A 25,381-nucleotide genomic window follows, 5' to 3' on the forward strand; every position below is an offset into this window, starting at 1 on the left:
AGATGAGTATAAGAGGAAGGGTGCGGGCGGGGCGGTGGTCACCGCGGGACTCCTTGGGTGCGGGTGGTCCAGGACAGGGCGGCCGTGCGGGCGAGGCGGCGGCAGGTCGCTTCGGCGTCGGGGTCGATGCCCGCGATCCGGTTGTGGTGCATGTGCAGCAGCGACGGCAGGACGTCGGCGGGGGCCATGGCTGCTTCTTCGAGGGCGTGCCGGTACGCGGTCAGGTGTCTGCCCCGCGCCGCCCAGGCGTCGGCGACCTGGTCCCCGCGGGGCAGTGCCCGCAGGGCGGCGGCCGTCTCATCGGGGGCGGCGAGGCGTACGGCCAGGGCCTGCACGTCGCGGGGGCAGGCGTCGCCGTCGGTCTTGAGGAAGTTCTCCGTCAGCCAGGCCCGGCCGACGTGTGGTGTGCCGAGGAGACGAGTGGCGATGTCCACCATGCTGGCGGCGGTGACGGCGAGGCGAGTGCCGGGAGCGGCAGGCATGGCGAGCTGGGCGAGGGCTGCGGCGGAGTCGGCGGTGAAACAGCGCTCCGCGGCGTCCAGGAGAGCGCCGGTGCCGTAGCGGCCGGTCTCCGGGGTGTCGGTATCCCACTGCACACGCTGGATCAGGCCCTCGTCGCGCAGTGCTGCCGCCCATTCCGCTGTGCGGGCGGCTGCGTCGCCGAAAGCGCGGGCTGAGGGCAGGCGCAGGCGGAGCCGCAGGTGCGGGTCGGGGTCGGCGTACCGGATGAACCACACATCGAGAGCGGTGTCGCCGAAGTCGAGCAGAAGTCGGGGCAGATGGACGGTCAGTACCTCGGTGGCCCGGTCGGCGTGGCCGTACAGCTTCAGACAGGCCCATGGGGAGGCGCCCGGCAGGCGGCCTGAGTCGCGTCGGACCAGGGCTGCTGTGGAGCGGGCGGGGGCGGTGGCTTGGGGTTGTTCGGCGGCGAAGGGGATGGTCACTTCGTGGGCGCGTCCGATCCAGCCGAAGGCGGATTCCGGCGGGGCCTCGTGCAGGACGACCGATCCGTGCCGTTCAAGCTCGGTGCGCAGCAGGTGCACATGGGCCGGCTCGTCGAGGTCGAGACGCAGGCGCTGGTCGTCGCCTCCGACGTAGACGCCGGCGGGGACGTTGTTGCGGTCGCGCCAGTCGGTGAAGCGGACCGGCCAGGGCGCGGTGCCGTCGAGGTCGTGGGGGCGTAGCCGCCAGCAGGCGGCGGAGAGGATGGTCCGGCCGACGCGGACTTCGGGGAGGAACGGCAGCTGTGCGGCGGCGCCCCAGGCGAAGGGGAGCATGACCGCGGTGTGCGAGCGGTGCAGTTCGCACACGAAGCGGACCAGCGGGTGGGTGGCGTTGCTCAGCTCGACGGCGTTCATGACCGAGGGTTCGACCGGCCGGCCGGTGGTCAGGGACACCAGGTAGAGCTGCCGGGCGTCGGCGACGACACCGAGGTCGTCGATGCTGAGGACGGCGTCGGGGTTGTGCTCGCTCACGGGCAGCACCTGGGGCACGACGGCGGGGGCGCGGCCGACGTTGTAGGTTGCCCGGCGCAGGGGCGGGCTGGAGACCTGGGCTCGGGCGGCGCCCGCGGTGAGCGTGGGCATGGCGGCGTAGGCGGCAGTCATCCTGTCGCGGTCGTCGCGCTCCAGCAGGGGCAGGAAGCGGCCGGTGGTGGTGCCGGCGCCGTTGGACAGTCCTGCCGTCATCAGCGCGAAGTCGCCGCTCTCCAACGCCTGGAGGGAGGGAGAGAGCACGGTGAAGCACAGCTCGATGTGGGCGGGCACCTGTGCGGGGGTGCCGAGGCTGAGAGCGTCGATGTCGTCCTTGCCGAGGGTGATCCGGCGCTGGTTGTCGAGTGCGGCGCGCTGGGCGAGCGCGAGAAGATGCTCGTCGCGGCGGCTGGTGGCGATGACGGGTCGTTTCAGGACGGTTCCGCGGTAGCCGGCGGGGAAGCCGAGGCCGGTGTCCGGGTCGGTCAGCTCCCGCAGCGGGACGACGGCGCCCATGCTGTAGCGCTCCAGGAACCGGGTGCGGTAGTCCTTCCAGGCCGGGGAGCCGTGCGGGTAGGGCGTGGTGCGTGCCATGACGTCCAGGGCGCGCTCGGCCTCGCGGGTCACGGAGTGGGGCAGGACGATGTCGCACTCCGGCCGCAGGTTGACGACCAGGCTGGGGTGCGTCAGGCCGGTGAGGGCGGCCATGCTCTCGGTGGCCTGGGCGCGCAAGGCCGGCTGCTGGTCGAGGGGGCCGCTGTCGTGCCGGGCGAGCAGGGTGCGGATGCGGCGGAGCCTGCCCGCCGCTGCGGTCGCGACCCCGGTGTCTTCGAGCTGACCGACCAGATGGCCGACTGCGTCGTCGCAGGTCATCGGGGCATGGAGGCTGCTGATGAGGACCCGGTGCAGCACGAGGTCACGCAGCATGTCCTCGATCACCGTGCGCGGCGTGCCGGGGCAGTCGGCGGACAGCTTGTCCGCCAGGTCACCGAAGAGGACCGGTGTGCGGGCGTGCTCCACAACGGTGTCCACGGCGGGGGTGCGCCGCAGGGTGGTGTCCGTGGGGCCGGTCTCGCCCGGCTGGTGCTGCACACGGACGTGGGTCCCGCGCGCGGTACACGTCGGGTCGGCGATCACTCTGACGTGGCGTAGGACCTGCGGGTCACGTTCGAGCGCGGTGACGACGTCGTGCAGCCATCGGGCGTCGGCGCTCGCGAAGGCCCTGTGGCCGCTGCCCCATCGCACATGGGGGCGAGGGCCGAGGCGCAGCGCCGCGGGGCCGGCGAACAGGCCGAACGGTGTGGCGCGGTAGCGCATGCGCAGCAGATAGCGGGCGAGCGAGACCGCCGTGCGCTGGACAGTCCTGGGCTGCCGCCGCGTGGCGTTGAGCACCTGGCGGACACAGTCGGCGAGGGCCGGGCTGGCGACCTCGATCGCGCAGGCCGTGGCGTCGTCCGACCACACCTGTGCGATCCACTCGCACCAGCGGGCGACATCGGTATCCGTGCTGCCGTCCAGGTCCGGCCATTCAGGCGGCGGCACTGTCATCGCAAAAGCCGACGCCCTGATCATGCCTGCGTCAACCGCGTGGTACATCCCTGTGCCTCCTCAGTGATCACGGCTTAGGGGGTGTTGTTTGGATCGGGCCGGCTCCGATGGGCGGTGCCTGGTGACCGAGGTGAGCGGGGTTCGGTGCGTGCAGATGCAAGGCGGAGGAGGGAGTCGACGCGGAGCGTCGGCGAGTGACGACAACGCCGCAGATGGGCGTGCCGAACTCCGCGATCTGCGGCATGGTCCAAACGACACCCCCCAGGGGGGCCGGGCCGCCCCGCAGAACAGCCCGCCCCCTTGCGCCCAGCGGGTGTCAGCCGCCGATGCAGGTGCTGTTGGAACAGGCGGACTGGCAGGTGGAGCCGCAGTTGTCGCTGGTGTCGTTCAGCAGGGAACCGAGCACCGGCGCGGAGCTGATCGTCGTGATGTCCAGGTCGAAGTCCGCATCGGCCCCGAAGTCCGTGGCGGCCTTCAACGTGGTGTGCTGCTGTACCATCGCGTTCTCCTCAGTCGGTGAGGTGGGTGGATGTGCATTGCCGACCTGACCGCGCGCCGGGGCGTCACGGCCAGGAGATGACGACCCGCGTGTGCCGGCGCTCGATGACGCGGCCCGAGGGAAGCTGAGAGTCCGGCGTGCCCGCCGGGTGGACCTCGATGTGTGCGCGGTGCCCGCGGTGGTCGCGGTCCCAGGCCCGGATCTCTGCGGCCAGGCGCTCGGCGACCGCCTTGCCCTGGGGGCCGTGGCCGATGGCGCCCAGTTCGAACCGGTCGGGGTGGTCCGTGCGGCGGGAGGTGCGGTAGGCGAAGCTGGCGCCGTCCACGAGGGTCGGCACACCGATGGGGGAGGCGCTGGCGACCAGGCCGCGCTCGCGGGCGGCCGGCTTCGCGGCCATCAGGGGCAGGTTGTCGAGCGCGGTCGCCAGCCACAGGTCCAGGTGCTCCAGGGACTCCTCGCCTGCGACCGTCACGCCGGACCACGTCTGCGCGCGGGGGGTGCTGAGCGCGTCGCGCAGGGCCCGGGTGTCGGGGTCGGGGTGGTCGTCCAGGCGGAGCGCGATCTCCTCGCCCGCCGCATCGTGCAGGACGGCCAGACGCATCCGGTTCTCTCCTGCGCCCTGCATGGGGACGAACCCGCACAGCTCCACCCCGTCGCTGACCAGCCGCGTACCGTCCCGCACGAAGGCGATCGAGCGGGTCATGCCGCGCATCCTCAGCGGCACCACGAGCCGGCCGCCCTCGGCGAGCTGGGAGATCCAGGCGGGCGGGATGTCCGCGGCCTGCACGGTGACCACGATGCGGTCGTACGGGGCGTACTCGGGGGCGCCGAGTTCACCGTCGGCGGTGACCACGGTGACGGTACGGTCGTAGCCGGTCGTCTCCAGGAAATCGGTTGCCCGCCGGGTCACATCGCCGTCGATGTCCATGGTGACGACGCGGCCCTCGCCGCCCGTCATCTCGGCCAGGTAGGCAGCGTTCACGCCGCCGGAGCCGATCTCCAGCACGCTCATGCCCGGCTCGATGCCGGCCTGCTCGATCTGCATGGCCTGCACACGGGGAGCGGAGACGGAGCTGATGTCCACGCCCGTGGCGTCCTTCTTCGTCACCGCCGCGTACTCGGCGTCGTACGCCCTCTCCAGAGGCACGTCGGGCGTGGCCAGGTGACGGGGAACGGTGCGGAACGCGGCCACAACGCGGGGGCTGCGGGCAGCGCCCAGCTCGATGAGGCGTTGCACCATCTGGTCGCGCAGCCGCTGCTCCGCGCTGTCTGCGTCGGTGTTCTGTGGTGTCGTGCTGGGGACGTTTTTCACGAGCGGTCTGTCTCCTTCCCCGGCTCGCGCCGAGGGAGTCCGGCTGATGCTGGGGTTGCTGGTGCAGGACGGTCCTGAACCGGTCGTCCACGGTGCGAGATCGTCCAGGTGGACGACGTCGTACTCTCGCAGTTCGCGGACGAGCTGGAGAGCGAGGAACCAACCGATCTGCGGATGGTTGCAGGGGAGGGTGTCTTCGGTGCCCGCAAAGGCCCGGAGGCCGTTCTCGCCGCACCTGTACCGGGTGCCGATCACCCCATGGAGCGGACACCTGGTGGCCCGCAGCGCGATGTACCCGTGGCGTCCGAGGCGGGGGCAGCGCTCGACTGCCATCCGGGCATGCTCCCGGCAGACCGGCGGCTGCGCGGTTCTCAGCGGACCAGGGCCCTCGATACGGCTGGCTGTCTCCAGGAACAACACGCCGCCACGGCACGGGACCGGCTCCGCGCACACCTGGCAGCGCGGCAGATGCATCGTCACGCGCTGCCGCAGCGGGTGCACCAGCCCCCACTGCGGGCGTCCCGCCGGATCGCCGAAGGCGTCGAGCGACATGGAGCAGCGCCCACAGCACGCCCTTGTGGTCCCGGTCCCGGGGGTCCTCGTCCACGTAGGCGAGCCGCTGCTGCCGGTCCGGGCCCTGGCGCACGCACAGGTGGGACAGCAGGTCGGCTTCCTCGCCGGCGCGGGCGGTGAAGTACGGGATGACCAGGTCGGCCGCGGTGGTCACTGCCGCCTCCCGGAAGCGGAGTCGGGGCCCTCTTCGGCGCGCTGCGACGCCGTGGGGGAACGCGGCTCGGAGATGGCCGGAGAGGAAGTCTGAGAGCTGGGTGCGAGGGTGACGCGGACGGTCTTGCCGGTCCGTTCGTGGTGCAGGAACCACGTGACGCGGGCGCCGAGGGAGGCGACCTCCCACAGGCCCCGGCCCTTCTCACCCCGCGCGGCGGCTTCGAAGCACGGGAAGGCCGGGTCCAGGTCGGCCACGTCGATCAGCAGCACGCCGGCCTCGTCGATGGCGACGCTCAAGGCGAGCTGCCGCTCGACCGAGGGCGTGGTGCTGGGTACGCCGTGGCGCACGCCGTTGTCCACGAGCCTGCCGGCGACCTCGACGGCCGTCTGGACGTCGCCGGACCAGCGCAGGACAGTGACCATCCGCCGCATCCAGGCGCGCGCGGTGATCAGGGCCCTCGGGGCGCCGGGCAGCTGCGTGGTGAAGCTGCGGACGATGGCCGCGGGCTTTGGAAGGCAGGCTGCTGTCTCGACAGTCATCGAGAGGTCTCCAGGAGAGGGATCGCGGCGGGTGCCGCTTTCACGGTCTCCCGCTCTGGGAGACAAACGCGCTGTACCGGGCGGTCCCAGCGCGGCACGTCACCGCAGTTGCGGCGGCCCAAGGCGAGGGAGGGCGCAGGCGCTCGCTCTGCGCGGGAGGGCAGCACCAGCGCGCTCACGATGCAGTCTCCTGGGGTAGAGCGAGGGTGCACCAGGTCGCGGTGCCGTCCTCGGTTGTGCCCCACTCGCCCCCGTGCTCCTTCGCAAGAGCGTCCACCAGGGCCAGGCCGCGTCCGGACAGCGCCTCCTCGTCAGCGGCTTTGGAGACGGGGAAGCCGGGCATGCCGTCGTCCACGATGACGTGGAGGAACCCGTTCTGCACCTTGATGCTCAGGGTGATCTCGCTGGTACCGCTGTGCAGAAGGGCGTTTGTCCACAGTTCGGAGACGATGAGCATGACGTCATCGACCAGGGCATCAAGCCCGCAGTACCTGAGCTCGGCTGCTGTGACGCGGCGCAGGAAGCCTGCCCGAAGGGCGTCCTCAGCGCGTGGGTGGGTTCCGCGGCGGGAAGCGACGGAGATCCGTTGATGCAGCACTTCCCCGTCGCGGTGAGCCGGGCGAGGTGCCCGTAAGGCTGTCGTCGTCATCACGTCCTCGGGGGGATGGCAGGACCGGCTTCACGGCCGACACAGCCCTGCTGAGGGGGTGCGCTCTCTGGTGCGCGGCGCAAGGGCGGCATGGGCCTCGGTGAGGCACCGGGCCAATGGGGCGGGGCTCGTCAGCAGCGGGACGCCGCCGATGGTCTGCTCGTCGTCAGGGGCACGAGCCACCGCACGAGACCTGCCGTCGGCCGCGGCGCAAGCGCGGGGATGAGGGTGGCGTGGCCCCGTCCCAGGCAGGCAGGCTGAGAAACCCGTTCGGGCCACTGGGCGGCGGTCATCAGGCCGGGCCACCGGCCACTGGTGCCACGCGGCACCAGCACTGCGGCCGAACGGATGTTGGTGAACGTCACCGCGGGGCCGAGCGGCTGTTCGTACCGGGCGAGGAGCCGATAGGCCGACTCGATGAGGGAACGGCCGACCGGCACGATGCCGAAGGTCACACCGCACGCGAGGCGCCGCGGGAGGTGGGGGTTGTTCCGCCACAGGCTCACAGACGTGTCCGGGTACGGAGTAGCTGCGGAGAACCAGGCGGACATGGGTGCGCTCTCGGCGATCTCGCGGGTCTCCATGAGCCCTCCCACCATCACGACGGAACACAGGGTGTTTGCGACGTGACCCAGTGCAGCGAACGCCGTGGAAGGTGACCAGGTCTTTTACCCGGAACTCTGCCCGTCTCCTCCCCGCCCTTTGGCCGCCCTTTCGACGGCCCTTTCCGCCCGACCTGCGCTTTAGATTGACGACCCTTCACGCAGGGCAGGCAACAGCCGCTACGGTGAGGCGAACCCGGGACGGCGAGGGAGGTGAGCCATGAGCGAACTCAAGCGGTTACGCACAAGGGCGAACCGGACGCAGCAGAAAGTGGTCCAGGACCTGACGGACCTTGCTGCGCGCCTCCATGCGGAAGGACGGATCGCCAAGCCGCCGACATTCAGCATCCGGCAGCTCTCCAAGTGGGAGGGACCGTCTCCTCCCTGGCCCCATCCGGAGGCCCGCGAGGTTCTGGCCGCCTACTGGGGGCGGCCTGTCGAAGAGCTGGGATTCCGCCCCCCGCGAGCACGTGAGCCGGACAGCCCCCCCGGTCCTCACACCGGTCCCTCTGACCAGTCGGACTCCCGTCCGGTCTCCGGCCCTGGCCGGCGCTGGGTCCAGCCCGCTCACGGACCAGGCGCCGCCTCCGTGGCTGGCCGAGACCGTCGCCGGCTCCGATGACTGGCGGATCGGCACGGACGAGGTAGCGCTGTTGCGTGAAGCCGCGGACGACATGGACGCCATCGACCAGCAGTTCGGAGGCAACAGGCTCTGGCGGCCGACCCGCGCGCATCTGTACTGGGTGCACCACATGATCGACCACGGCATCTACGACGACGCCCTCGGCAAGCAGCTCCATGCCGTCGCGGGAAAGTTCACCACCTCTCTCGGCTGGTTCTGCTACGACGCCGGCTTGCAGGCGCAGGCCCGCCAGTACTTCGCCGAAGCACTGAACGCCGCGCACTTCACCGGCGACGACGAGTTGGCCAGCCGCACCCTCAGCAACATGGCCAGACAGGCGGTCGACCTCAACAAGGGCCGCGAAGCCGTACGGTTCGCCCGCCTCGCCCAGACGCACGCAGAACTCTGGCAGGCACCGCGCCGAGTCACCGCGCTCCTTGCCATCCGCGAGGCACAAGGGCACGCCCGGGTGGGAGACGCCTTCACCTGCGAGGCCGCGATCAAGCGGGCGTGGCGGGAGTGGGAACGCGGTGATGACGAACGTGACCCCGACTGGACCACGTTCCTGAACCTGGCAGAGCTGACCTGTCTGGAAGGCATGTGCCGTCTCGATCTCGGTCAGACAGCACGCGCCCAGAAACTGCTCGCCGCGTCTGAAGCGCTCCAGGACGTCGCGCACTCCCGCAACCGGGGCATGTGCCTCGGCCGGCTGTCCATCGCGGCTCTCCAGAACGGCGATATCGACCACAGCGTCGCCGCCACCAAGGAAGCCCTGCGCCTCATCCAGGGCGGTATGTCTTCCACCCGTGCCGCCCAGCAGTTGAAGATCGTCCACGACGGACTGATTCCCCACCAGCGCGCCAGCGGAGTCCGGGATCTGCTCGAACAGATCCGCGCCCATGTCGCCTGAGCGCAGCCCAGAAGGAGAGAGCACACCGTGGATGCGGAGTACCAGCGATACGACGGAAGGTCTGCCAAGGGCATCGCTGACGAACTGGTCGACGTGTACGCCCGGGTGTACGACGTTCCGCCCTACGTCGCTGACCCGTTCTTCTCCGTCGACTCGTTCCGTGCCCGCCTGGAAGCCGCGTTCGACACCGAGGGGTTCGAGACGGTGACGGCCCGGCAGGACGGACGGATCGTGGGCTATGTGCACGGCGCCACCCTGCCCGCGGACAAGCCGTGGTGGACATCCCTGGGTGACCGGCGGCCGGCGTGGCTGCGCGACCTGGCGGAAGCCAGGGGCGTTTTCTGGCTGCGGGAGCTGATGGTCCTTCCCGAGCTGCAGAACCGCGGCCTGGGACGGCAGATCCACGACACGGTCATCGCCGGCCGGGCGGAAAGCGTCACCACCCTGACGTGCATCGTCGACAACCAGCCCGCCCACGACGCCTACCTTCGGTGGGGGTACACGATCATGGGGCGGATCAAGCACGCCCCGGAGTCGCCCGTCTATGACGCGATGTACCTCCCCTCGCGCTGACACATGGAATGTGCATGACACAGATGCTCAACCAGCACGCCGCGGTCCCGGAGACCTCTGGTCGCCGGGACCGACTTTCACAGTGCCCAGACGTGCTGTTCTGCTACGGCACCCTCCAATTGCCCGAAGTCCTCGAAGCCCTGCTGGGGCGAATACCCGCCCGTACACCCGCCTCCGCGCCCGGCTGGCGCGCCGCCGCGCTCGAAGGGCGGGTCTACCCCGGACTCGTCGCCGATGCCCTCGGCGGCGCGGCAACCGGCCTGCTGCTCACCGACCTCAGTACCGAGGAATGGAGAATCCTCGACGCGTTCGAGGACGACCGCTATGAGCTGCGCCAGGTGACGCTCTCCACCGGAGACCGTGGCTGGGCGTACATATGGCCGGGCGGCGATGTTCTGCCCCATGACTGGAGCGTTGAGGACTTCAGAACACGGCACCTGGACGCGTACGCCGCCCGGTGTGCGCGGATCGCCGCGGAGCTGACCGCGGGCCTGCGGCGCAGCAGTACCCAGTAAGCGAAGCGGCGGTGTTCGCGGAACGGAGTGCTCCTCGAACACCGTCGCTTCGCGGACATTGTCAGCCGGAAGTCTCGTCCGTGCTGCCCTGGGGCTCGCGGGCGTGCGCAACCGCGGCGTGGGCGGGGCCGCCGTACAGCGGGATCGCGTTGAGCGGGTCGCGCGTGCCCACGCCGTGGCGCCGGTTGTAAACGGTGTCCGCGGTGTGCGAGCCGTCTGCCCACCGCCCGGCCTTCTCTTCGGTCAGCCAGAAGTCCTCGTCGGACCAGGCCGGCACCTGCCCGGCGTGCAGTGGCAGCTCGCCGGGGGGCGAGCACGGTGTGCTGGGTGATGACGTAGCGCGGCTGCGGCGAGGCGGCCGGGGCGGCCGCGTCCGGACCGTCCGATCGTTCCCGCTCATCTGTTCCTCTCCCCGCCAGGTACTGGTTGTTCCGGGCAGAACTCCTGGTGGATCCCGGCATCCGGCGGGCAGGGCACCGGCGTGTGTTCCATGCCCTCCTTCCGGATGATTTCCGCCGGGCGGGGAAGGTTTCCCCTCGTCCGCGGGAGAGTGGTCCATACCATCGGGGCTTCACCGAGCCGAGCGAAGGGAGCGCATGTGAGACGGCACCACAGCACGACTCCCCGTACGACCCGTACGATCCGCGCGACCCGCATCACCCGCACGACCCGACCCACCCGACCCATCCGACCGATCCGGCCGTTCCGGCTGTCCCGGCTGACCCGGGCCCTGGGGGCGCTGCTGCTGGTGGCGGCGACCGGGGCCCTCACCATGGGCGCCGCCCCCGCGGAACCCCGGCGGGCGGCGATCCCTCTGGACCAGGTGATTCCCGCCCCCGTCTCCGTGGAGTCCGGCGGGACCCCGTACCGCATCACCTCCGGCACCCACATCCGCGTCGACGACACCCCCGAGGTCCGTCAGGTCGGCACCTATCTCGCGGAGATCCTGCGCCCCTCGACCGGCTACCGCCTGCCCCTCACCACCCAGGGCGACGGAGGCATCCGGCTGCGGCTGGCCAAGGGGCCGTACGGCGCCGAGGGCTACCGCCTCGACAGCGGGGCCAAGGGCGTGACCATCACCGCCCAGGAGCCGGCCGGCCTCTTCCACGGGGTGCAGACCCTGCGGCAGCTGCTGCCCGCCGCCGTCGAGAAGAAGTCCGTGCAGCCGGGGCCGTGGCTGGTCGCGGGCGGCACCATCCAGGACAGGCCGCGCTATGCGTACCGCGGCGCCATGCTCGACGTCGCCCGGCACTTCTTCACCGTGGAGCAGGTCAAGCGCTACATCGACCAGCTCGCCCTCTACAAGATCAACAAGCTGCATCTGCACCTCAGCGACGACCAGGGCTGGCGCATCGCCATCGACTCCTGGCCGCGCCTGGCCACCTACGGCGGCTCCACCCAGGTCGGCGGCGGGCCGGGCGGCTACTACACCAAGGACGAGTACCGGGAGATCGTCCGCTACGCCGCCTCCCGCCATCTGGAGGTCGTCCCCGAGATCGACATGCCCGGCCACACCAACGCGGCCCTGGCCTCCTACGCCGAGCTGAACTGCGACGGCGTGGCACCCCCGCTCTACACCGGCACCAAGGTCGGCTTCAGCTCGCTGTGCGTGAACAAGGAGATCACCTACGACTTCGTGGACGACGTGATCCGCGAGGTCGCCGCCCTCACCCCCGGCCGCTACTTGCACATCGGCGGTGACGAGGCGCACTCCACGAGCCCCGAGGACTATGCGGCGTTCATGGACCGGGTGCAGCCCGTCGTCGCCCGGTACGGCAAGACGGTCATCGGCTGGCACCAGCTGACCGGCGCCAACCCGGCCAAGGGCGCCCTCGCCCAGTACTGGGGCCTGGACTCCACCAGCGAGGCGGAGAAGGCCCAGGTCGCACGGGCCGCCCGGAACGGCACCAGGCTGATCCTGTCCCCGGCCGACCGGGTGTACCTGGACATGAAGTACACCAAGGACACCCCGCTGGGGCTGGCCTGGGCCGGCCATGTCGAGGTCCAGCGGTCGTACGACTGGAACCCGGGCAGCTATCTGCCGGACGTGCCCGAGTCCGCCGTGCTCGGGGTCGAGGCCCCGCTGTGGACGGAGACCCTGTCCACCTCGGCGCACCTCGAGACCATGGCCTTCCCCCGGCTGCCCGGTGCCGCCGAGCTCGGCTGGTCGCCGGCGGCCACGCACGACTGGGACACCTACAAGGTGCGGCTCGCGGCCCAGGCGCCGCGCTGGGACGCCCTGGGGATCGCGTACTACCGGTCGCCGCAGGTGCCCTGGCCCGCCGCGTAGACGGACGGACAGAAGACGACACGGAAGACGACAAAGGACAGCGGACCGCGGACACGGCGCACCGCCGGCGGGCCGGGTCAGGACTGCCGGAACCGTGCGATGGGGTTCTCCAGGGTCCCGACCAGCTGCAGCGCACCCGACGGGTCCGTCAGGTCCACCATCTGCCGGTTGTTCCGCAGCTGGAGCCGGTTGAGGCAGCTCAGCGCGAACTCGGGGGCGAACAGGTCGTACTGCCGGAACCTCTCGGCGAGTTCGGGCACCGACTCCTGGTACGCGCGGACCGCCTCGGCGACCGTCCGCCAGAAGTCGTCCTCCTCGAGGACGCCCTCGGCGGCGAGCTGTGCGGCCAGGAAGCGGAAGAAGCAGTCGAAGACGTCCGTGAAGACCGACAGCAGCTTCTTGTCCTCCGGGACCTCCATCCGGATCCGCTGCACCTCGGGCGGCAGGACGGCGTCCGGGTCCATCACCACGATCTCCTCGGCGATGTCCTTGAAGATCGCCCGCCGCACCACGCCGTTCTCCAGGACCAGGATCACGTTCTCCCCGTGCGGCATGAACGCCAGGTCGTAGGCGTAGAAGCTGTGCAGGAGAGGGGTGAGATAGGCCCGCAGATAGTGCCGCAGCCACTGCACGGGCGTCAGCCCCGAACGCTCGATCAGCGCACCCGCGAAGGACGCGCCCTCGTGGTCCGCATGGAGCAGGCAGGCCATGGTCGCCAGGGACTCGCCCTCGCGGAGCGAGGGCACCGGGCTCTCCCGCCAGAGCGCGGCCAGCATCTTCCGGTACGGCGAGGTGCGATCCGTGGCCGCCTCGTACTCCAGGTGCCGGTAGCCGACCGCCGCCCGCTCGCGCAGGATCGTCAGCCCCGTCGACCTCAGCACCGGATCGTTGTCGATCAGTCGTGCCAGCCAGTCGTTGATGGCCGGGGTGGCCTCCATGTAGGCGGCGGACAGCCCCCGCATGAAGCCCATGTTGAGGACCGAGAGCGCGGTCTTGACGTAGTGCTTTTCCGGACGGGAGGTGTTGAAGAAGGTCCGTATGGACTGCTGGGCCAGGTACTCGTCCTCGCTCTCGCCCAGGAGGACCAGATGGCGGCGGGCGATCTCGGCGGCGAAGGTGACGGTGATCTTGTTCTGCCACTGCCAGGGGTGGACGGGGACGAGAAGGTAGTCGGCGGGGTCGAGGCCCTGCGCCCGCAGCTGCTTCTCGAACCGCTCGACGGTGGCCTCGCCCAGCTCCTCCCGCACGAACGCCCGGTACTCGATGCCGGCGCCCGCCGAGAACGCGGCCCGTGAACGGTGCGCGGCCAGCCACACCAGCCGGACGGGACGCGCGGCCTCGGGGGCGTAGGAGAGGTACTCCTGGATGCCGAAGCCGAGCCGGCCGTTGTTGGCCACGAAACAGGGGTGGCCCTCGGTCATGCCGGTCTCGATCTCCTGGAAGCCGCGGCGCGCGAGCTCGGCGGAGGTCACCCGCGGCTTGGCGAGCTTGTAGCAGGTGCTCGCCAGGGTGGAGGAGATCTCCTCCAGGTAGACCGGGAGGATCTCGTCGCCCAGCCCGAGGGACTGCCGCAGCTCGATGAAGAAGTCCAGGGCGTTGAGGGGGAGTTCGGTGCCGTCGCGGTGACGGGACAGGGACTCCGGGTCCACCTGCCAGTGGTCGAGGGCGCGGCGGACGGCGGTGAAGCGGTAGTGGATCCGGCCGTCGTCGCTGCGGACGACGTAGTGGTCGCCGTCCCGCTCGGGTGCGATCAGCCGCTCATGGGCGAACTCGGCGAGGGCCTTGCGCAACAGAAGGCGGTTGGCTCTCTCCCAGTGCTCGGGGGAGAGATGGGCCACGGTGCCGGCGAGGGTCATGCGCGCCGCACCGCCTTCTCGAACTGCTCCCGGGTGCAGAAGCTCAGCAGCGCCCTCTTCTCCGGCTTCTGGATCTCCCGTTCCGGAACGAAACCGACGGCTTCGTTCAGGGCGTGCACGGCGGTGTTGCGCACATCGGGCTCGACCACCACCCTCCTCGTCCCCGGGTCCTCGAAGAGGTGGGCCATGATGGCGGTGATCACGGCCCGGGTGAACCCGTGCACGGGGGTGTCGGTGGGCGCGACCAGGAAGTGCATCCCGACGTCGCCGGGCTCGGGGTCGTACAGCCCGACCAGCTCCCGGTGGGCGGGGTCGTACCGCTCCATCAGGAAGACGGGCTCCCCGTCGTGCAGGCCGAGGAACGCGTGGTGGTGCTCGTCGGCGGCGATCTCCCTGTAGACGCGCTCGACGTCCTCCGGCTTCGCGTCCTGCATCATCCAGAACCTGGCCTTGGGGTGGGTGACCCAGCGGTGCAGCAGCTCGGCGTCCCCGGGCGGGTCGAGCGGGCGGAAGGTGAAGTTCATACGGCGAACTCCTGGAAGGCGATCGTCTTCTCGATCGGGTAGTACTCGGTGCCGAGCATCTCCCGGATGATGCAGCTGTTGCGGTACGGGCCCATGCCCAGGTCGGGGCTGGTGACGCTGTGGGCGTGCACACCGGCGTTCTGGAGGAAGACACCGCGGCCGGTGACGTCGATGGCGTAGTTGCGGCCGATGTCGAAGTTGCCGTGGGAGTCACGGCGCAGCCGGTCGTGGATGGGCCGCAGGAACTCCGGTTCGGCGTAGTGGTAGCCGGTCGCCAGGATCAGGCCCTCGCTGCGCAGCTCGAAGTCCTTGCCCTGCTCCTCCTGACGGAAGGAGAGGGTGTACGTGCCCTGGTCGTAGGAGGCGGCGGTGAGCGCCGAGTTGGTGAGCAGGCGGGTGGGGGCCGGGCCGGTGAGCCTCTTCTGGTAGAGCAGGTCGAAGATGTCGTTGATCAGGTCCCCGTTGATGCCCTTGTACAGGCCCTTCTGCTGCTCGGTGAGGCGGTAGCGGGTCGCCTCCGGCAGCGCGTGGTAGTAGTCGACGTACTCCGGGGAGGTCATCTCCAGGGTGAGCTTGGTGTACTCCAGCGGGAAGAAGCGCGGGGAGCGCGTGACCCAGTTCAGCCGGTAGCCGTGGACGTCGATCTCGCCGAGCAGGTCGTAGTAGATCTCGGCGGCGGACTGGCCGCTGCCGACCAGGGTGATCGACTTCTTGCGCTGGAGCCGCTCCTTGTTCCCCATGTAGTCGGCGGTGTGGACGAAGTCGCCGTCCAGGCCGCGGCAGGCGTCCGGGAGGTACGGCGAGGTGCCGGTGCCGAGGACGAGGTGGCGGGCGCGGAACGTTTCCCCGGTGTCGGTGCGGACGGCGTAGAGGCCGTCCTCGTCCTCGTACGTCACCTCGGTGACCGTCGTGCTGAAGCGGATGCTGCTCAGCTGGGCCGCCGCCCAGCGGCAGTAGTCGTTGTACTCGACCCGGAGGGGGAAGAAGTTCTCCCGGATGTAGAACGAGTACAGACGGCCCTTCTCCTTCAGGTAGTTGAGGAAGGAGTACGGGGACGTCGGGTCGGCCAGGGTCACCAGGTCCGACATGAACGGGGTCTGCAGATGGGCGCCGTCGAGGAACATCCCCGAGTGCCAGTCGAAGTCGGGCTTGGACTCCAGGAAGACACCGTTCAGCTCGGCGATCGGCTCGGTGAGGCAGGCGAGGCCGAGGTTGAAGGGGCCGAGCCCGATCCCCACGAAGTCGTAGGGGGCGGCGGTGGCTTCAGGACGCGCGGTCAAGGGACTCTCCCAGGTACTGCTCGACGTGGTCGGCGATCAGATCGAGGACGACGGCGAGGTCGTCGAGTGTGGTTTCGGGATTGAGCAGGGTGAACTTCAGGTAGTGGCGGTCGTCCACCGTGGTGCCGGCGATCACGGCGTCGCCGGAGGCGAACAGGGCCTTGCGGGCGTGGAGGTTGGCGCGGTCGATCTCGGCCGGGTCGGTGACGCCGGCCGGGATGCAGCGGAAGACCAGGGTGGACAGGGCGGGCTCGACGACGACCTCGAAGCGCGGGTCTGCGGCGAGCATCCGGAAGCCCTCGGCCGCCAGGTCGCACACCTCGTCGAAGAGCCGGCCGATGCCGTCGGCGCCCATCACGCGCAGCGTCATCCACAGCTTGAGGGCGTCGAAACGGCGGGTGGTCTGGAGGGACTTGTCGACCTGGTTGGGGATGCGCTCGAGGACCGCGCGGCGCGGATTGAGGTAGTCCGCGTGATAGGTGGCATGGCGCAGGGTGGAGGCGTCCCGGACCAGTACGGCGGACGAACTGACCGGCTGGAAGAAGGACTTGTGGTAGTCGACGGTGACCGAGTCGGCGTGCTCGATGCCGTCGAGCAGATGACGGCGGGTGGGGGAGACCAGCAGGCCGCAGCCGTAGGCCGCGTCGACGTGCAGCCAGACGCCGTGCTGCGCGCACAGCTCGGCGATCTCGGGCAGCGGGTCGATGGAGCCGAAGTCGGTGGTGCCGGCGGTGGCGACCACGGCCATGGGGACCAGGGCGTCGCGCCGGCAGCGTTCCAGCTCGCGGGCGAGACAGACCGTCCGCATCCGCTTGTCGGGGTCGACGGGCACGGAGATCACCGCATCCGGGCCCAGGCCCAGCAGTTTGGCCGCTTTCCGCACGCTGAAGTGGCTGGCCTCGGAGGTGAGGATCCGCAGCCGTGCGAGGTCGTCCGTCTTGGCCTCCTCACGGGCCAGCAGCAGCGCCTGGAGGTTGGACTGGGTGCCGCCGGAGGTGAACACGCCGTCGGCGGCCGGGCCGAGGCCGGTCCGGGCGGTCGTCCAGTCGATGAGCTTGCGCTCGATCAGGGTGCCGCCCGCCGACTGGTCCCAGGTGTCCAGGGAGGAGTTGACGGCGGACAGGACGGCCTCGCCGAGCACCGCGGGGATGACGACCGGGCAGTTGAGATGGGCGACGTAGCGGGGGTGGTGGAAGTAGACCGCGTCCCGCAGGTAGACCTCCTCCAGCTCGTCGAGAGCCGCCGTGGTGTCGCCGAGCGGCCGGTCGAGGTCGATCCGGTCGATCCGGGGGGCGAGCTCGTCGACCGTGATCCCGGTGAAGGGCCGGTCGGTGGCGGCGATCCTGGCGGCCACCCGCTCCACTCCTTCTTTCACGGAGCGGCAGTACTGCTCCGCGGTGAGGTCATTGAGCAGGTGTGAGCGCATGTGGGGGTCCTCCGGTAGATGGGTACGTCCGCGGGGACGCGCTGAGGGGCGGAGTCGCACGACAGCAACTTAGGTTAGCCTAACCTGAGTTGTTTTTCGGCGAAACGCCGCCCCTCCCCTGACCGGAGTCACTCCGTCACGCTGCTTCGGATGCCCTCTCAGCTGACCTTCTTGGCCGTCTCGATGGCCTTCGCCAGGTCCTCCAGGAGCGGGGTGCACTTGTCGTAGGACAGGATCGGCTCGGCGGTGCGCGGGATGACCTGGCCGGCCTTGACGGCGGGGAGCTTCTTCCAGGTCGCCTCGGTGATGTCGGCGGGCTGGATGGCCGAGGTGCGGTTGTCCATCATGATGATGTCCGCCGGGTACTTGTCGACGTTCTCCCAGCTCAGCGACTCGAACCAGCCGCCGCCCTGCTTCTTGGCGCTCTCCGGGGGCTCGACGAAGTTCACGCCGAGGGCCTTGAAGTACTCCAGGTCGATCGAGAGGTTGGTGCCGGAGACGTAGAACAGCTCCTGGCTGGCCGAGCCCGCCATCACCTTGATGTCCGGCTTGGCCTTGGCGGCGGCGCGCAGCCGGGCGGCCGCGTCCTCGAAACGCTTCTTCGCCTGCTTGACCTTGTCGGAGTCGACGTCCGCGCCGAGGGACCCGGCGAGCGCGAGCATGCGCTCCAGCGACGTGGGCATCTGCCGGTCGTAGACGGAGATGCCGACGGTGGGGGCGCCGACGGCGAGGATCTTCTTCTTCGACTCCTCCGGGACGTACCACAGGGTGCCCGCGTCGTCGAACATGGTGGAGACCAGGAGGTCGGGGGCGAGGGAGGCGTACTTCTCGATGTTGAACTGGCCCCACTCGTTGCCGAGGATCGTCACCTTGTCGACGTCCATGTCGCCGGCCTGCACATCGGCCTTGCCGTCCTTGGTCTTCGTCGGGCCGAAGACGCCCTTGACCTGGATGCCGTAGTCGTGCAGCGCGGCGGCCGCACCGACGAAGGCCACGATGTTCGACGGGGTCCTGTCGGCCTTGACGGTCTGCCCCCGGTCGTCCTTGAAGGACCAGGGACCGGACTTGGCGGCAGCCGTCTCGCTGCCCGACCCACCGCTTTTCTTGTCGTCGCTGCCGCAGGCTGCGAGCACGGCACCGAGGCCGAGGGCGCCGCCCGCGGCGAGGAGGCCGCGGCGGGAGAGAGAGGTGGCACGGGCGTTGGACATGGGTGTGACTGCTTTCGAACGGGGGCGATCGCCCGCCGGACAATTCCGGAGGTAGGTTAGCCTAACCTCATTTGATGTCCAGAGGGCGGGGTCGCCCCGTGCCCGCCGGCGGCCCGTGCGCCGGCGGGCGGTGCGATGTCAGCTCGTCAGACCCAGCTCCCTCGCGATCAGCATCCGCTGCACCTCGCTGGTGCCCTCGCCGATCTCCAGGATCTTGGAGTCGCGCCACATGCGGGCGACCGGGTACTCGTTCATGAAGCCGTAGCCGCCGTGGATCTGGGTGGCGTCACGGGCGTTGTCGACGGCGACCGTGGAGGAGTGGAGCTTGGCCAGGGCCGCCTCCTTCTTGAAGGGCTCGCCGGCGACCAGCCGGTACGCCGCGTCGCGCCAGGCGAGACGGGCCGTGTGGGCCCTCATCTCCATGTCGGCGATCTTGAACTGGATGGCCTGGTTGGCGGCGATCGGCCGGCCGAAGGCGTGGCGCTCCTTGGCGTACTTCACCGACTCGTCCACACAGCCCTGGGCGAGCCCCGTCGCCAGCGCCGCGATGGCGACCCGGCCCTCGTCGAGGATCTGCAGGAACTGCGCGTAGCCGCGGCCCTCCTCGCCCAGCAGGTTCGACTTCGGCACCCGTACGTCGGAGAAGGACAGCTCACGGGTGTCCGAGGCGTTCCAGCCGACTTTCGAGTAGGGAGGCGCCACCGTGAAGCCGGGGGTGCCGGAGGGGACGATGATCGCGGAGATCAGCGGACGGCCGTCGGGCCGGTGGCCGGTGACCGCCGTCACCGTCACCAGGCCGGTGATGTCCGTGCCCGAGTTGGTGATGAAGCACTTGGTGCCGTTGATCACCCATTCGTCGGTCTCCGGGTCCAGACGGGCCGTCGTCCGGGTCGCCCCCGCGTCCGAGCCGCCGTCCGGTTCGGTCAGGCCGAAGGCGCCCAGCATCTCGCCCGAGCACAGCTTCGGCAGCCACTGCCGCTTCTGCTCCTCGGTGCCGAACCGGTACAGCGGCATGGCGCCGAGCGACACACCGGCCTCCAGGGTGATGGCGACCGAGGAGTCCACCCGGGCCAGCTCCTCCAGCGCGACACCGAGGGCCAGGTAGTCGCCGCCCATGCCGCCGTACTCCTCCGGGAAGGGCAGCCCGAACAGGCCCATGCGGCCCATCTCCCGCACGATCTCGTACGGGAACTCGTGCCGCTCGTAGAAGTCGCCGATCTTGGGGGCCACGACGTCGTGCGCGAACTCCTCGACGGTGCGGCGGAGTTCCTCCAGCTCGGGGGTCAGACGGTGGTTCATCGTCGATCACTGCTCCTTGTGGGAGAGGGCGCGGAGGGTGCGGGAAGGGCTGGGGCGTCCCAGCCGGTCGGCCATCCACTCGCTCGTGGCGACGAGGCGGCCGAGGTCGACTCCGGTGTCGATGCCGAGGCCGTGCAGCATCCACACCAGGTCCTCGGTGGCGAGATTGCCGGTGGCGGACTTGGCGTACGGGCAGCCGCCGAGACCGCCCGCGGAGGCGTCGACGGTGGTGACGCCGTACTGGAGCGCGGCCAGGGTGTTGGCGAGGGCCTGGCCGTAGGTGTCGTGGAAGTGCACACCGAGCGCGGAGAGCGGCACCTGCCGCTCGGTGAGGGCGGCCAGCAGCTTGTGGACATGACCGGGGGTCGCCACCCCGATCGTGTCCCCGAGGCTCAGCTCGTCGCAGCCCATGTCCCGCAGGGCCCGGCAGACCCGGACGACCTGCTGGACGGGAACCGGTCCCTCCCAGGGGTCGCCGAAGCACATGGAGACATAGCCGCGCACATGGAGGCCCTCGTCCTTGGCGCGGGCCACGACCGGTTCGAAGAGCGCGAGGGACTCCTCCACCGTGCGGTTGAGGTTGGCCTTGGCGAAGGACTCGGTGGCGCTGGCGAACACGGCGATGCGGTCCGCCCCGAGGGCGAGTGCGCGCTCCAGGCCGCGCGCATTGGGCACCAGGACCGGCAGATGCACCCCCCTCAGATCCCTGACCTGGGGGAACAGCGCCTCCGCGTCGGCCAGTTGGGGCACCCACTTGGGGTGGACGAAGCTGGTGGCCTCGACGGTCGTCAGACCCGCGTCGGCGAGGCGGCGGATGAACTCCGCCTTGACCTCGGTCGGCACGGTGGTCTTCTCGTTCTGCAGCCCGTCGCGGGGGCCGACCTCGTGGATCCTGACCCGGGCGGGCAGGCCGGGGGCCGGGACGACCATGGGCAGGCCGGTTCCGGGATCGCTCATGCCGTCTCCTCCTTCGCGCCGTCCTCGTCGTCGGGGGCGATCACGGCCAGCACCTGGTCCATGGCGACCGTCGTGCCCGGCGTGACGTCCAGTTCGGTGACGGTGCCGGCGTGCGGGGCGGAGATGACGTGCTCCATCTTCATCGCCTCGACCACCAGCAGGCTCTGACCCGCGGTCACCTTGTCGCCGACGGCGACCTTCACCACCGTGACCGTCCCCGGCATGGGCGCCGTGAGCGAGTCGGCGCCGAAGTGGGCCGCACGGGTGAGGGAGGCGGCCACCGGGTCGTGGTCGCGCACGTGCCAGGCGTCGCCGTCACGGCCCAGCCAGTCGCCGGCGCGGTGGAAGGTGTGGCGGACGCCGTCCAGGGTGACCGCGACCGTGTCGTCGGTGACGGCGTGGGTGCCGCGCACCGGGTGGGTGACGGGGTCGTGCCCCGGCACACGCAGCGGGAACGCCACCGGCTTCGGCTCCCCGCCCAGCCGCCAGCCGTTCGGCACCGAGAACGGGTCGATCCAGCCCCCGCCCTTGGGGCGCAGCGCCTCGAGCCGTACGGCCGCGGCGGCCTCGTAGACCTCCTCCGGCACCTCGGTGACGGCCAGCTCGCCGGCCACCCGCTCCACCAGCCCGGTGTCCAGCTCGCCCGCCACGACGGCCGGGTGGGCCAGCAGCCGGCGCAGGAACCCGGTGTTGGTCTGCACGCCCAGGACCACCGTGCGGGCCAGGGCCGCCCGTAGCCTGCGCAGCGCGGTCTCCCGGTCCGGGCCGTGGGCGATCACCTTGGACAGCATCGGGTCGTACAGGCTGCCGACCTCGGTGCCCTCGCTCAGCCCGGAGTCGGTGCGCACCCCCTCGCCGTGCGGCTCGCGCAGTCTGAGCACCGTGCCGCCCGAGGGCAGGAATCCGCGTGCCGGGTCCTCCGCGCACAGCCGGGCCTCGATCGCGTGGCCGGTCAGCCGGACGTCCTTCTGCGTGAACGGCAGCGGTTCGCCGGCCGCCACCCGCAGCTGCCACTCCACCAGGTCGATGCCCGTGATCATCTCGGTGACCGGGTGCTCCACCTGGAGACGGGTGTTCATCTCCATGAAGTAGTACGTCGTCGGGTCCCCGCCGGGCACGATGAACTCCACCGTGCCCGCGCCCCGGTAGCCGCAGGAGCGGGCGGCCCGCACCGCGGCCTCGCCCATCGCGGCCCGGGTCTCCTCGTCGAGGAGCACGCTCGGCGCCTCCTCGACGATCTTCTGGTGACGGCGCTGGAGGGAGCACTCGCGCTCGCCGAGGTGCACGACATTGCCGTGGCCGTCGGCCAGGACCTGGATCTCGATGTGCCGGGGCCGGTCGATCCAGCGCTCCACCAGGAGGGTGTCGTCGCCGAAGGAGGCGCGGGCCTCGCGGCGGGCGGCGGCGATCTCCTCGGCGAGCCGGTCCGCGTCCCGCACCAGCCGCATGCCCTTGCCGCCGCCCCCGGCGGAGGGCTTGAGCAGCACCGGCAGGCCGATGCGGCGGGCGGCCTCGGCGAGCCGGTCGTCGGTGAGCCCGAAGCCGCTGGAGCCGGGAACCACCGGGACCCCGGCCGCCGCGACCGTCTCCTTGGCGCGGATCTTGTCGCCCATCAGGGAGATCGCGTCCGCGGGCGGGCCGATGAAGACCAGCCCGGCCTCCTCGCACGCCCGCGCGAAGCCGGCGTTCTCCGCGAGGAAGCCGTACCCGGGGTGGACGGCCTGGGCCCCGGTGCGGGCGGCGGCCTCCAGCAGCCGGTCGGCGCACAGATAGCTCTCGGCCGCGGGCGCCGGCCCGATCCGTACCGCCGTGTCGGCCTCCCGGACGTGCCGGGCGTCGGCATCGGCGTCGGAGAAGACGGCCACCGAACGCACCCCGAGGGCGCGCAGGGTGCGGATGACACGGACGGCGATCTCGCCGCGGTTGGCCACCAGAACTGTTTCGAACATCTCTGTGATCTCTCCCCCTCACATCCGGAAGACGCCGAACTGGGGGTCGCCCAGCGGGGCGTTGGCGCATGCGGTCAGGGCCAGGCCCAGCACCTGACGGGTCTCCAGCGGATCGATCACGCCGTCGTCCCAGAGGCGGGCGGTGGCGTAGTAGGCGTTGCCCTGACGTTCGTACTGGGCGCGGATGGGGGCCTTGAAGGCCTCTTCCTCCTCCGGCGACCACTCCTCCCCGCGGGCCTCGAGCTGGTCGCGCTTGACGGTGGCGAGGACGGAGGCGGCCTGCTCGCCGCCCATGACCGAGATCTTGGCGTTCGGCCACATCCACAGAAAGCGCGGGGAGTACGCCCTGCCGCACATGGAGTAGTTCCCCGCGCCGTAGGACCCGCCGACGACCACCGTCAGCTTGGGCACGCGGGTGCAGGCGACGGCCGTGACCATCTTGGCGCCGTGCTTGGCGATGCCGCCCGCCTCGTAGTCCTTGCCCACCATGAAGCCGGAGATGTTCTGCAGGAACACCAGCGGGATGCCCCGCTGGTCGCACAGCTCGATGAAGTGGGCGCCCTTCTGGGCGGACTCGGAGAACAGGATGCCGTTGTTGGCGACGATCCCGACCGGGTGGCCGTGGATCCGGGCGAAGCCGGTGACCAGGGTCTGCCCGAACTCGGCCTTGAACTCGGCGAAGCGGGAGCCGTCCACCACCCGCGCGATGATCTCGCGGACGTCGTAGGGGATGCGGGGGTCGACCGGGACGGCGCCGTAGAGCCCGAGGGGGTCGACCTTCGGCTCGACGGACTCGGTGACCTCCCAGGGAAGGGGGCCGCGCGCGGGGAGGGTGGAGACGATCGTGCGGACGATCCGCAGGGCGTGGGCGTCGTCCTCCGCGAGATGGTCGGTGACGCCGGAGACACGCGAGTGCACCTCGCCGCCGCCCAGCTCCTCGGCGGTGACGACCTCGCCGGTGGCGGCCTTCACCAGCGGAGGGCCGCCCAGGAAGATCGTGCCCTGGTTGCGGACGATCACGGCCTCGTCGCTCATCGCCGGGACGTACGCCCCGCCGGCCGTGCAGGAGCCGAGGACGGCCGCGATCTGCGGAATCCCGGCGGCGGACATGCGGGCCTGGTTGTAGAAGATCCGGCCGAAGTGCTCGCGGTCGGGGAAGACCTCGTCCTGCAGGGGCAGGAAGGCGCCCCCGGAGTCGACCAGGTACAGGCACGGCAGGCGGTTCTCCAGGGCCACCTCCTGCGCGCGCAGATGCTTCTTCACCGTCATGGGGTAGTACGTGCCGCCCTTGACGGTGGCGTCGTTGGCGACGATCACGCACTCGCGTCCGCTGACCCTGCCGATCCCGGCGATGACCCCGGCGGCCGGGGCCTGTCCGTCGTACATCCCGTCGGCGGCCAGCGGGGCCAGCTCCAGGAAGGGCGAGCCGGGGTCGAGCAGCGTGTCCACACGGTCGCGCGGCAGCAGCTTTCCGCGCGCGGTGTGCCGCGCGCGTGCCTTCTCGCCGCCACCGAGCCGGGCTGCGGCGAGCTTGCCGCGCAGCTCCTCGACGAGTGCGCGGTGAGCCTCCTCGTTGGCCCGCCAGGCCTCCGACGCGGGGTCGGCCGCGCTCGTCAGCTCCGGTGCCTGATGCATCCTGCGGTCCCCTCACGTGTTAATGAGCGTTAACGCTCCCTTCAGGTTAACGACCGCTAACCTCGCTGTCTAGAATTGTTCCCATGAGCACGCGAACCGACGCCCCCACCCGCCGCGAGCAGATCCTGAAGGAGGCTGCGCGGCTCTTCGCCGAACGCGGTTTCCACGGCGTCGGCGTCGACGAGATAGGTGCCGCGGTGGGCATCAGCGGACCGGGGCTCTACCGGCACTTCCCGGGCAAGGACGCGATGCTCGCGGAGCTGCTGGTCGGCATCAGCGGACGGCTGCTGACGGGGGCGAAGCGGCGGCTGGCGGAGGCGGACGGGCAGGCCGGCCGGGCCGGTGCGGAGGCGGTGCTCGACTCGCTGATCGAGGGGCACATCGACTTCGCGCTCGACGACCGTCCCCTCATCACCCTGCACGACCGGGAGCTGGACCGGCTGCGGGAGAGCGACCGCAAGCTGGTGCGGCAGCTGCAACGGCAGTACGTGGAGCTGTGGGTGGAGGTGGTGCGGAAGGTGCACCCGGAGCTCTCGGAGCCGGCCGCGCGGTCGGCCGTGCACTCGGTGTTCGGCTTGCTGAACTCGACACCCCACCTGGGACGGGCCGGCACGCTGCCGGGCCGGGGGGACACGGCACGGCTGCTGCACCGGATGGCCCGGGGGGCCTTCGCGGCGGCGGCGGACTCCTCCGCGGACCGGCTCGCGGCGGGCTGAGCGGAAGGGGGCGCGGGGCCGGGCCCGCGCTCCTTCTCCTCTTTTCTCTTCTTTCCTCTGTTTTCTCTGCCTCTCCGTCCTTCGCTCCGTCCAGTGCGTGACGGGCATTACTGACGGCGGTCTTTGCGTGGGCGACTACCCGCCGGTACGTTTATGTGAGCAAGCGCTTAGCCATCGGGATGGGGTCATCGGCCGAGGACCCTGACGACCCCCGATGGCGGGCAGCCAGGTACGCGAGAGCGGCGCCGGTTCAGGCGCATGAAAGGGCGGTGG

At 70.6% G+C, this 25,381-nt stretch carries 21 protein-coding genes; 5 read left to right on the forward strand and 16 right to left on the reverse strand.

Going from position 1 to position 25,381, the window contains the following annotated elements; all coding sequences use genetic code 11:
* Positions 1–38: 38 nt before the first annotated feature.
* From CCN35_RS05345 to CCN35_RS28030, 6 genes are all read right to left on the reverse strand, one after another.
* Positions 39–3,020 (reverse strand): lantibiotic dehydratase, encoded by a 2,982-nt coding sequence (locus tag CCN35_RS05345; RefSeq protein ID WP_086791677.1) that lies wholly within the window; start codon positions 3,018–3,020, stop codon positions 39–41.
* Positions 3,021–3,336: 316 nt separating this feature from the next.
* On the reverse strand, positions 3,337–3,519 hold the full coding sequence (locus tag CCN35_RS05350) for an FxLD family lanthipeptide (RefSeq protein ID WP_067388356.1): 183 nt from the start codon (positions 3,517–3,519) through the stop codon (positions 3,337–3,339).
* 64 nt (positions 3,520–3,583) lie between these two features.
* Positions 3,584–5,383, reverse strand: coding sequence for a methyltransferase, FxLD system (fxlM, locus tag CCN35_RS05355; protein WP_245863018.1), 1,800 nt, complete (start codon positions 5,381–5,383; stop codon positions 3,584–3,586).
* A gap of 171 nt (positions 5,384–5,554) precedes the next feature.
* Positions 5,555–6,097: an ATP-binding protein gene (locus CCN35_RS05360; RefSeq protein WP_067388358.1), complete on the reverse strand. Its 543-nt coding sequence runs from the start codon at positions 6,095–6,097 to the stop codon at positions 5,555–5,557.
* A 175-nt stretch (positions 6,098–6,272) separates the two neighbouring features.
* Positions 6,273–6,746: an ATP-binding protein gene (locus tag CCN35_RS05365; RefSeq protein WP_086791679.1), complete on the reverse strand. Its 474-nt coding sequence runs from the start codon at positions 6,744–6,746 to the stop codon at positions 6,273–6,275.
* A gap of 131 nt (positions 6,747–6,877) precedes the next feature.
* Entirely contained in the window at positions 6,878–7,330 is a 453-nt protein-coding gene (locus CCN35_RS28030; protein WP_143631392.1) for a hypothetical protein, read from the reverse strand.
* 326 nt (positions 7,331–7,656) lie between these two features.
* On the opposite strand from CCN35_RS28030, the gene CCN35_RS05375 reads away from it, so the two are divergent.
* From CCN35_RS05375 to CCN35_RS05385, 3 genes are read left to right on the forward strand one after another with little or no spacing between them, the layout of a single operon-like run.
* The gene (locus CCN35_RS05375) at positions 7,657–8,880 is read left to right on the forward strand and encodes an NsdA family TPR-like regulatory protein (RefSeq protein ID WP_483883416.1); all 1,224 of its coding nucleotides are present in this window, start codon (positions 7,657–7,659) and stop codon (positions 8,878–8,880) included.
* Between the two features lie 27 nt (positions 8,881–8,907).
* A complete protein-coding gene (locus CCN35_RS05380) occupies positions 8,908–9,453 on the forward strand; it encodes a GNAT family N-acetyltransferase (protein WP_067388364.1) in 546 nt (181 codons plus the stop codon).
* Between the two features lie 14 nt (positions 9,454–9,467).
* Entirely contained in the window at positions 9,468–9,968 is a 501-nt protein-coding gene (locus CCN35_RS05385) for a gamma-glutamylcyclotransferase family protein (RefSeq protein ID WP_079129489.1), read from the forward strand.
* A 61-nt stretch (positions 9,969–10,029) separates the two neighbouring features.
* On the opposite strand, the gene CCN35_RS05390 is transcribed toward CCN35_RS05385, so the two are convergent.
* On the reverse strand, positions 10,030–10,245 hold the full coding sequence (locus CCN35_RS05390) for a hypothetical protein (RefSeq protein ID WP_067388366.1): 216 nt from the start codon (positions 10,243–10,245) through the stop codon (positions 10,030–10,032).
* Positions 10,246–10,566: 321 nt separating this feature from the next.
* On the opposite strand from CCN35_RS05390, the gene CCN35_RS05395 reads away from it, so the two are divergent.
* Positions 10,567–12,258: a beta-N-acetylhexosaminidase gene (locus CCN35_RS05395; protein WP_425444279.1), complete on the forward strand. Its 1,692-nt coding sequence runs from the start codon at positions 10,567–10,569 to the stop codon at positions 12,256–12,258.
* A gap of 77 nt (positions 12,259–12,335) precedes the next feature.
* On the opposite strand, the gene CCN35_RS05400 is transcribed toward CCN35_RS05395, so the two are convergent.
* The 9 genes from CCN35_RS05400 to CCN35_RS05440 all read right to left on the reverse strand — a co-directional run bounded on the left by CCN35_RS05400 (position 12,336) and on the right by CCN35_RS05440 (position 24,392).
* On the reverse strand, positions 12,336–14,114 hold the full coding sequence (locus CCN35_RS05400) for an IucA/IucC family protein (protein WP_067388368.1): 1,779 nt from the start codon (positions 14,112–14,114) through the stop codon (positions 12,336–12,338).
* Positions 14,111–14,638: a GNAT family N-acetyltransferase gene (locus CCN35_RS05405; RefSeq protein WP_067388370.1), complete on the reverse strand. Its 528-nt coding sequence runs from the start codon at positions 14,636–14,638 to the stop codon at positions 14,111–14,113. The genes CCN35_RS05400 and CCN35_RS05405 overlap by 4 nt, the downstream gene beginning before the upstream one ends.
* On the reverse strand, positions 14,635–15,918 hold the full coding sequence (locus CCN35_RS05410; RefSeq protein WP_067388372.1) for a lysine N(6)-hydroxylase/L-ornithine N(5)-oxygenase family protein: 1,284 nt from the start codon (positions 15,916–15,918) through the stop codon (positions 14,635–14,637). The genes CCN35_RS05405 and CCN35_RS05410 overlap by 4 nt, the downstream gene beginning before the upstream one ends.
* On the reverse strand, positions 15,902–17,344 hold the full coding sequence (locus tag CCN35_RS05415) for a pyridoxal phosphate-dependent decarboxylase family protein (RefSeq protein WP_086791681.1): 1,443 nt from the start codon (positions 17,342–17,344) through the stop codon (positions 15,902–15,904). The genes CCN35_RS05410 and CCN35_RS05415 overlap by 17 nt, the downstream gene beginning before the upstream one ends.
* 158 nt (positions 17,345–17,502) lie before the next feature.
* Positions 17,503–18,552 carry an ABC transporter substrate-binding protein gene (locus CCN35_RS05420; protein WP_086791683.1) on the reverse strand — a complete coding sequence of 350 codons (1,050 nt, stop codon included), beginning with the start codon at positions 18,550–18,552 and terminating at the stop codon, positions 17,503–17,505.
* Between the two features lie 138 nt (positions 18,553–18,690).
* The gene (locus CCN35_RS05425; protein ID WP_067388378.1) at positions 18,691–19,851 is read right to left on the reverse strand and encodes an acyl-CoA dehydrogenase family protein; all 1,161 of its coding nucleotides are present in this window, start codon (positions 19,849–19,851) and stop codon (positions 18,691–18,693) included.
* 6 nt (positions 19,852–19,857) lie between these two features.
* Positions 19,858–20,808, reverse strand: a complete 951-nt coding sequence (locus CCN35_RS05430) for a hydroxymethylglutaryl-CoA lyase (protein ID WP_086791685.1) — start codon at positions 20,806–20,808, stop codon at positions 19,858–19,860.
* Complete coding sequence (locus tag CCN35_RS05435; protein ID WP_086791687.1) at positions 20,805–22,757, reverse strand: acetyl/propionyl/methylcrotonyl-CoA carboxylase subunit alpha; 1,953 nt, start codon at positions 22,755–22,757, stop codon at positions 20,805–20,807. The genes CCN35_RS05430 and CCN35_RS05435 overlap by 4 nt, the downstream gene beginning before the upstream one ends.
* Positions 22,758–22,775: 18 nt before the next feature.
* The gene (locus CCN35_RS05440) at positions 22,776–24,392 is read right to left on the reverse strand and encodes a carboxyl transferase domain-containing protein (protein ID WP_067388384.1); all 1,617 of its coding nucleotides are present in this window, start codon (positions 24,390–24,392) and stop codon (positions 22,776–22,778) included.
* Between the two features lie 83 nt (positions 24,393–24,475).
* Here CCN35_RS05440 and CCN35_RS05445 point away from each other — a divergent pair, with 83 nt between their 5' ends.
* Positions 24,476–25,108 carry an SACE_7040 family transcriptional regulator gene (locus CCN35_RS05445; RefSeq protein WP_067388386.1) on the forward strand — a complete coding sequence of 211 codons (633 nt, stop codon included), beginning with the start codon at positions 24,476–24,478 and terminating at the stop codon, positions 25,106–25,108.
* Positions 25,109–25,381 lie beyond the last annotated feature (273 nt).

It is taken from the genome of Streptomyces thermovulgaris (genome assembly GCF_002155915.1).
GTDB classification, from domain to species: Bacteria; Actinomycetota; Actinomycetes; order Streptomycetales; family Streptomycetaceae; genus Streptomyces; species Streptomyces thermovulgaris.

What these genes read in the sequence shown, in the direction of transcription:
- CCN35_RS05360 (WP_067388358.1), bottom strand. Translation starts at nt 6,097, where the DNA reads ATGACTGTCGAGACAGCAGCCTGCCTTCCAAAGCCCGCGGCCATCGTC.
- CCN35_RS28030 (WP_143631392.1), bottom strand. Translation starts at nt 7,330, where the DNA reads ATGGAGACCCGCGAGATCGCCGAGAGCGCACCCATGTCCGCCTGGTTC.
- fxlM (WP_245863018.1), bottom strand. Translation starts at nt 5,383, where the DNA reads ATGTCGCTCGACGCCTTCGGCGATCCGGCGGGACGCCCGCAGTGGGGG.
- CCN35_RS05405 (WP_067388370.1), bottom strand. Translation starts at nt 14,638, where the DNA reads ATGAACTTCACCTTCCGCCCGCTCGACCCGCCCGGGGACGCCGAGCTG.
- CCN35_RS05415 (WP_086791681.1), bottom strand. Translation starts at nt 17,344, where the DNA reads ATGCGCTCACACCTGCTCAATGACCTCACCGCGGAGCAGTACTGCCGC.
- CCN35_RS05445 (WP_067388386.1), top strand. Translation starts at nt 24,476, where the DNA reads ATGAGCACGCGAACCGACGCCCCCACCCGCCGCGAGCAGATCCTGAAG.
- CCN35_RS05375 (WP_483883416.1), top strand. Translation starts at nt 7,657, where the DNA reads ATGCGGAAGGACGGATCGCCAAGCCGCCGACATTCAGCATCCGGCAGC.
- CCN35_RS05400 (WP_067388368.1), bottom strand. Translation starts at nt 14,114, where the DNA reads ATGACCCTCGCCGGCACCGTGGCCCATCTCTCCCCCGAGCACTGGGAG.
- CCN35_RS05385 (WP_079129489.1), top strand. Translation starts at nt 9,468, where the DNA reads ATGACACAGATGCTCAACCAGCACGCCGCGGTCCCGGAGACCTCTGGT.
- CCN35_RS05425 (WP_067388378.1), bottom strand. Translation starts at nt 19,851, where the DNA reads ATGAACCACCGTCTGACCCCCGAGCTGGAGGAACTCCGCCGCACCGTC.
- CCN35_RS05350 (WP_067388356.1), bottom strand. Translation starts at nt 3,519, where the DNA reads ATGGTACAGCAGCACACCACGTTGAAGGCCGCCACGGACTTCGGGGCC.
- CCN35_RS05435 (WP_086791687.1), bottom strand. Translation starts at nt 22,757, where the DNA reads ATGTTCGAAACAGTTCTGGTGGCCAACCGCGGCGAGATCGCCGTCCGT.
- CCN35_RS05345 (WP_086791677.1), bottom strand. Translation starts at nt 3,020, where the DNA reads ATGACAGTGCCGCCGCCTGAATGGCCGGACCTGGACGGCAGCACGGAT.
- CCN35_RS05430 (WP_086791685.1), bottom strand. Translation starts at nt 20,808, where the DNA reads ATGAGCGATCCCGGAACCGGCCTGCCCATGGTCGTCCCGGCCCCCGGC.
- CCN35_RS05440 (WP_067388384.1), bottom strand. Translation starts at nt 24,392, where the DNA reads ATGCATCAGGCACCGGAGCTGACGAGCGCGGCCGACCCCGCGTCGGAG.
- CCN35_RS05365 (WP_086791679.1), bottom strand. Translation starts at nt 6,746, where the DNA reads ATGACGACGACAGCCTTACGGGCACCTCGCCCGGCTCACCGCGACGGG.
- CCN35_RS05420 (WP_086791683.1), bottom strand. Translation starts at nt 18,552, where the DNA reads ATGTCCAACGCCCGTGCCACCTCTCTCTCCCGCCGCGGCCTCCTCGCC.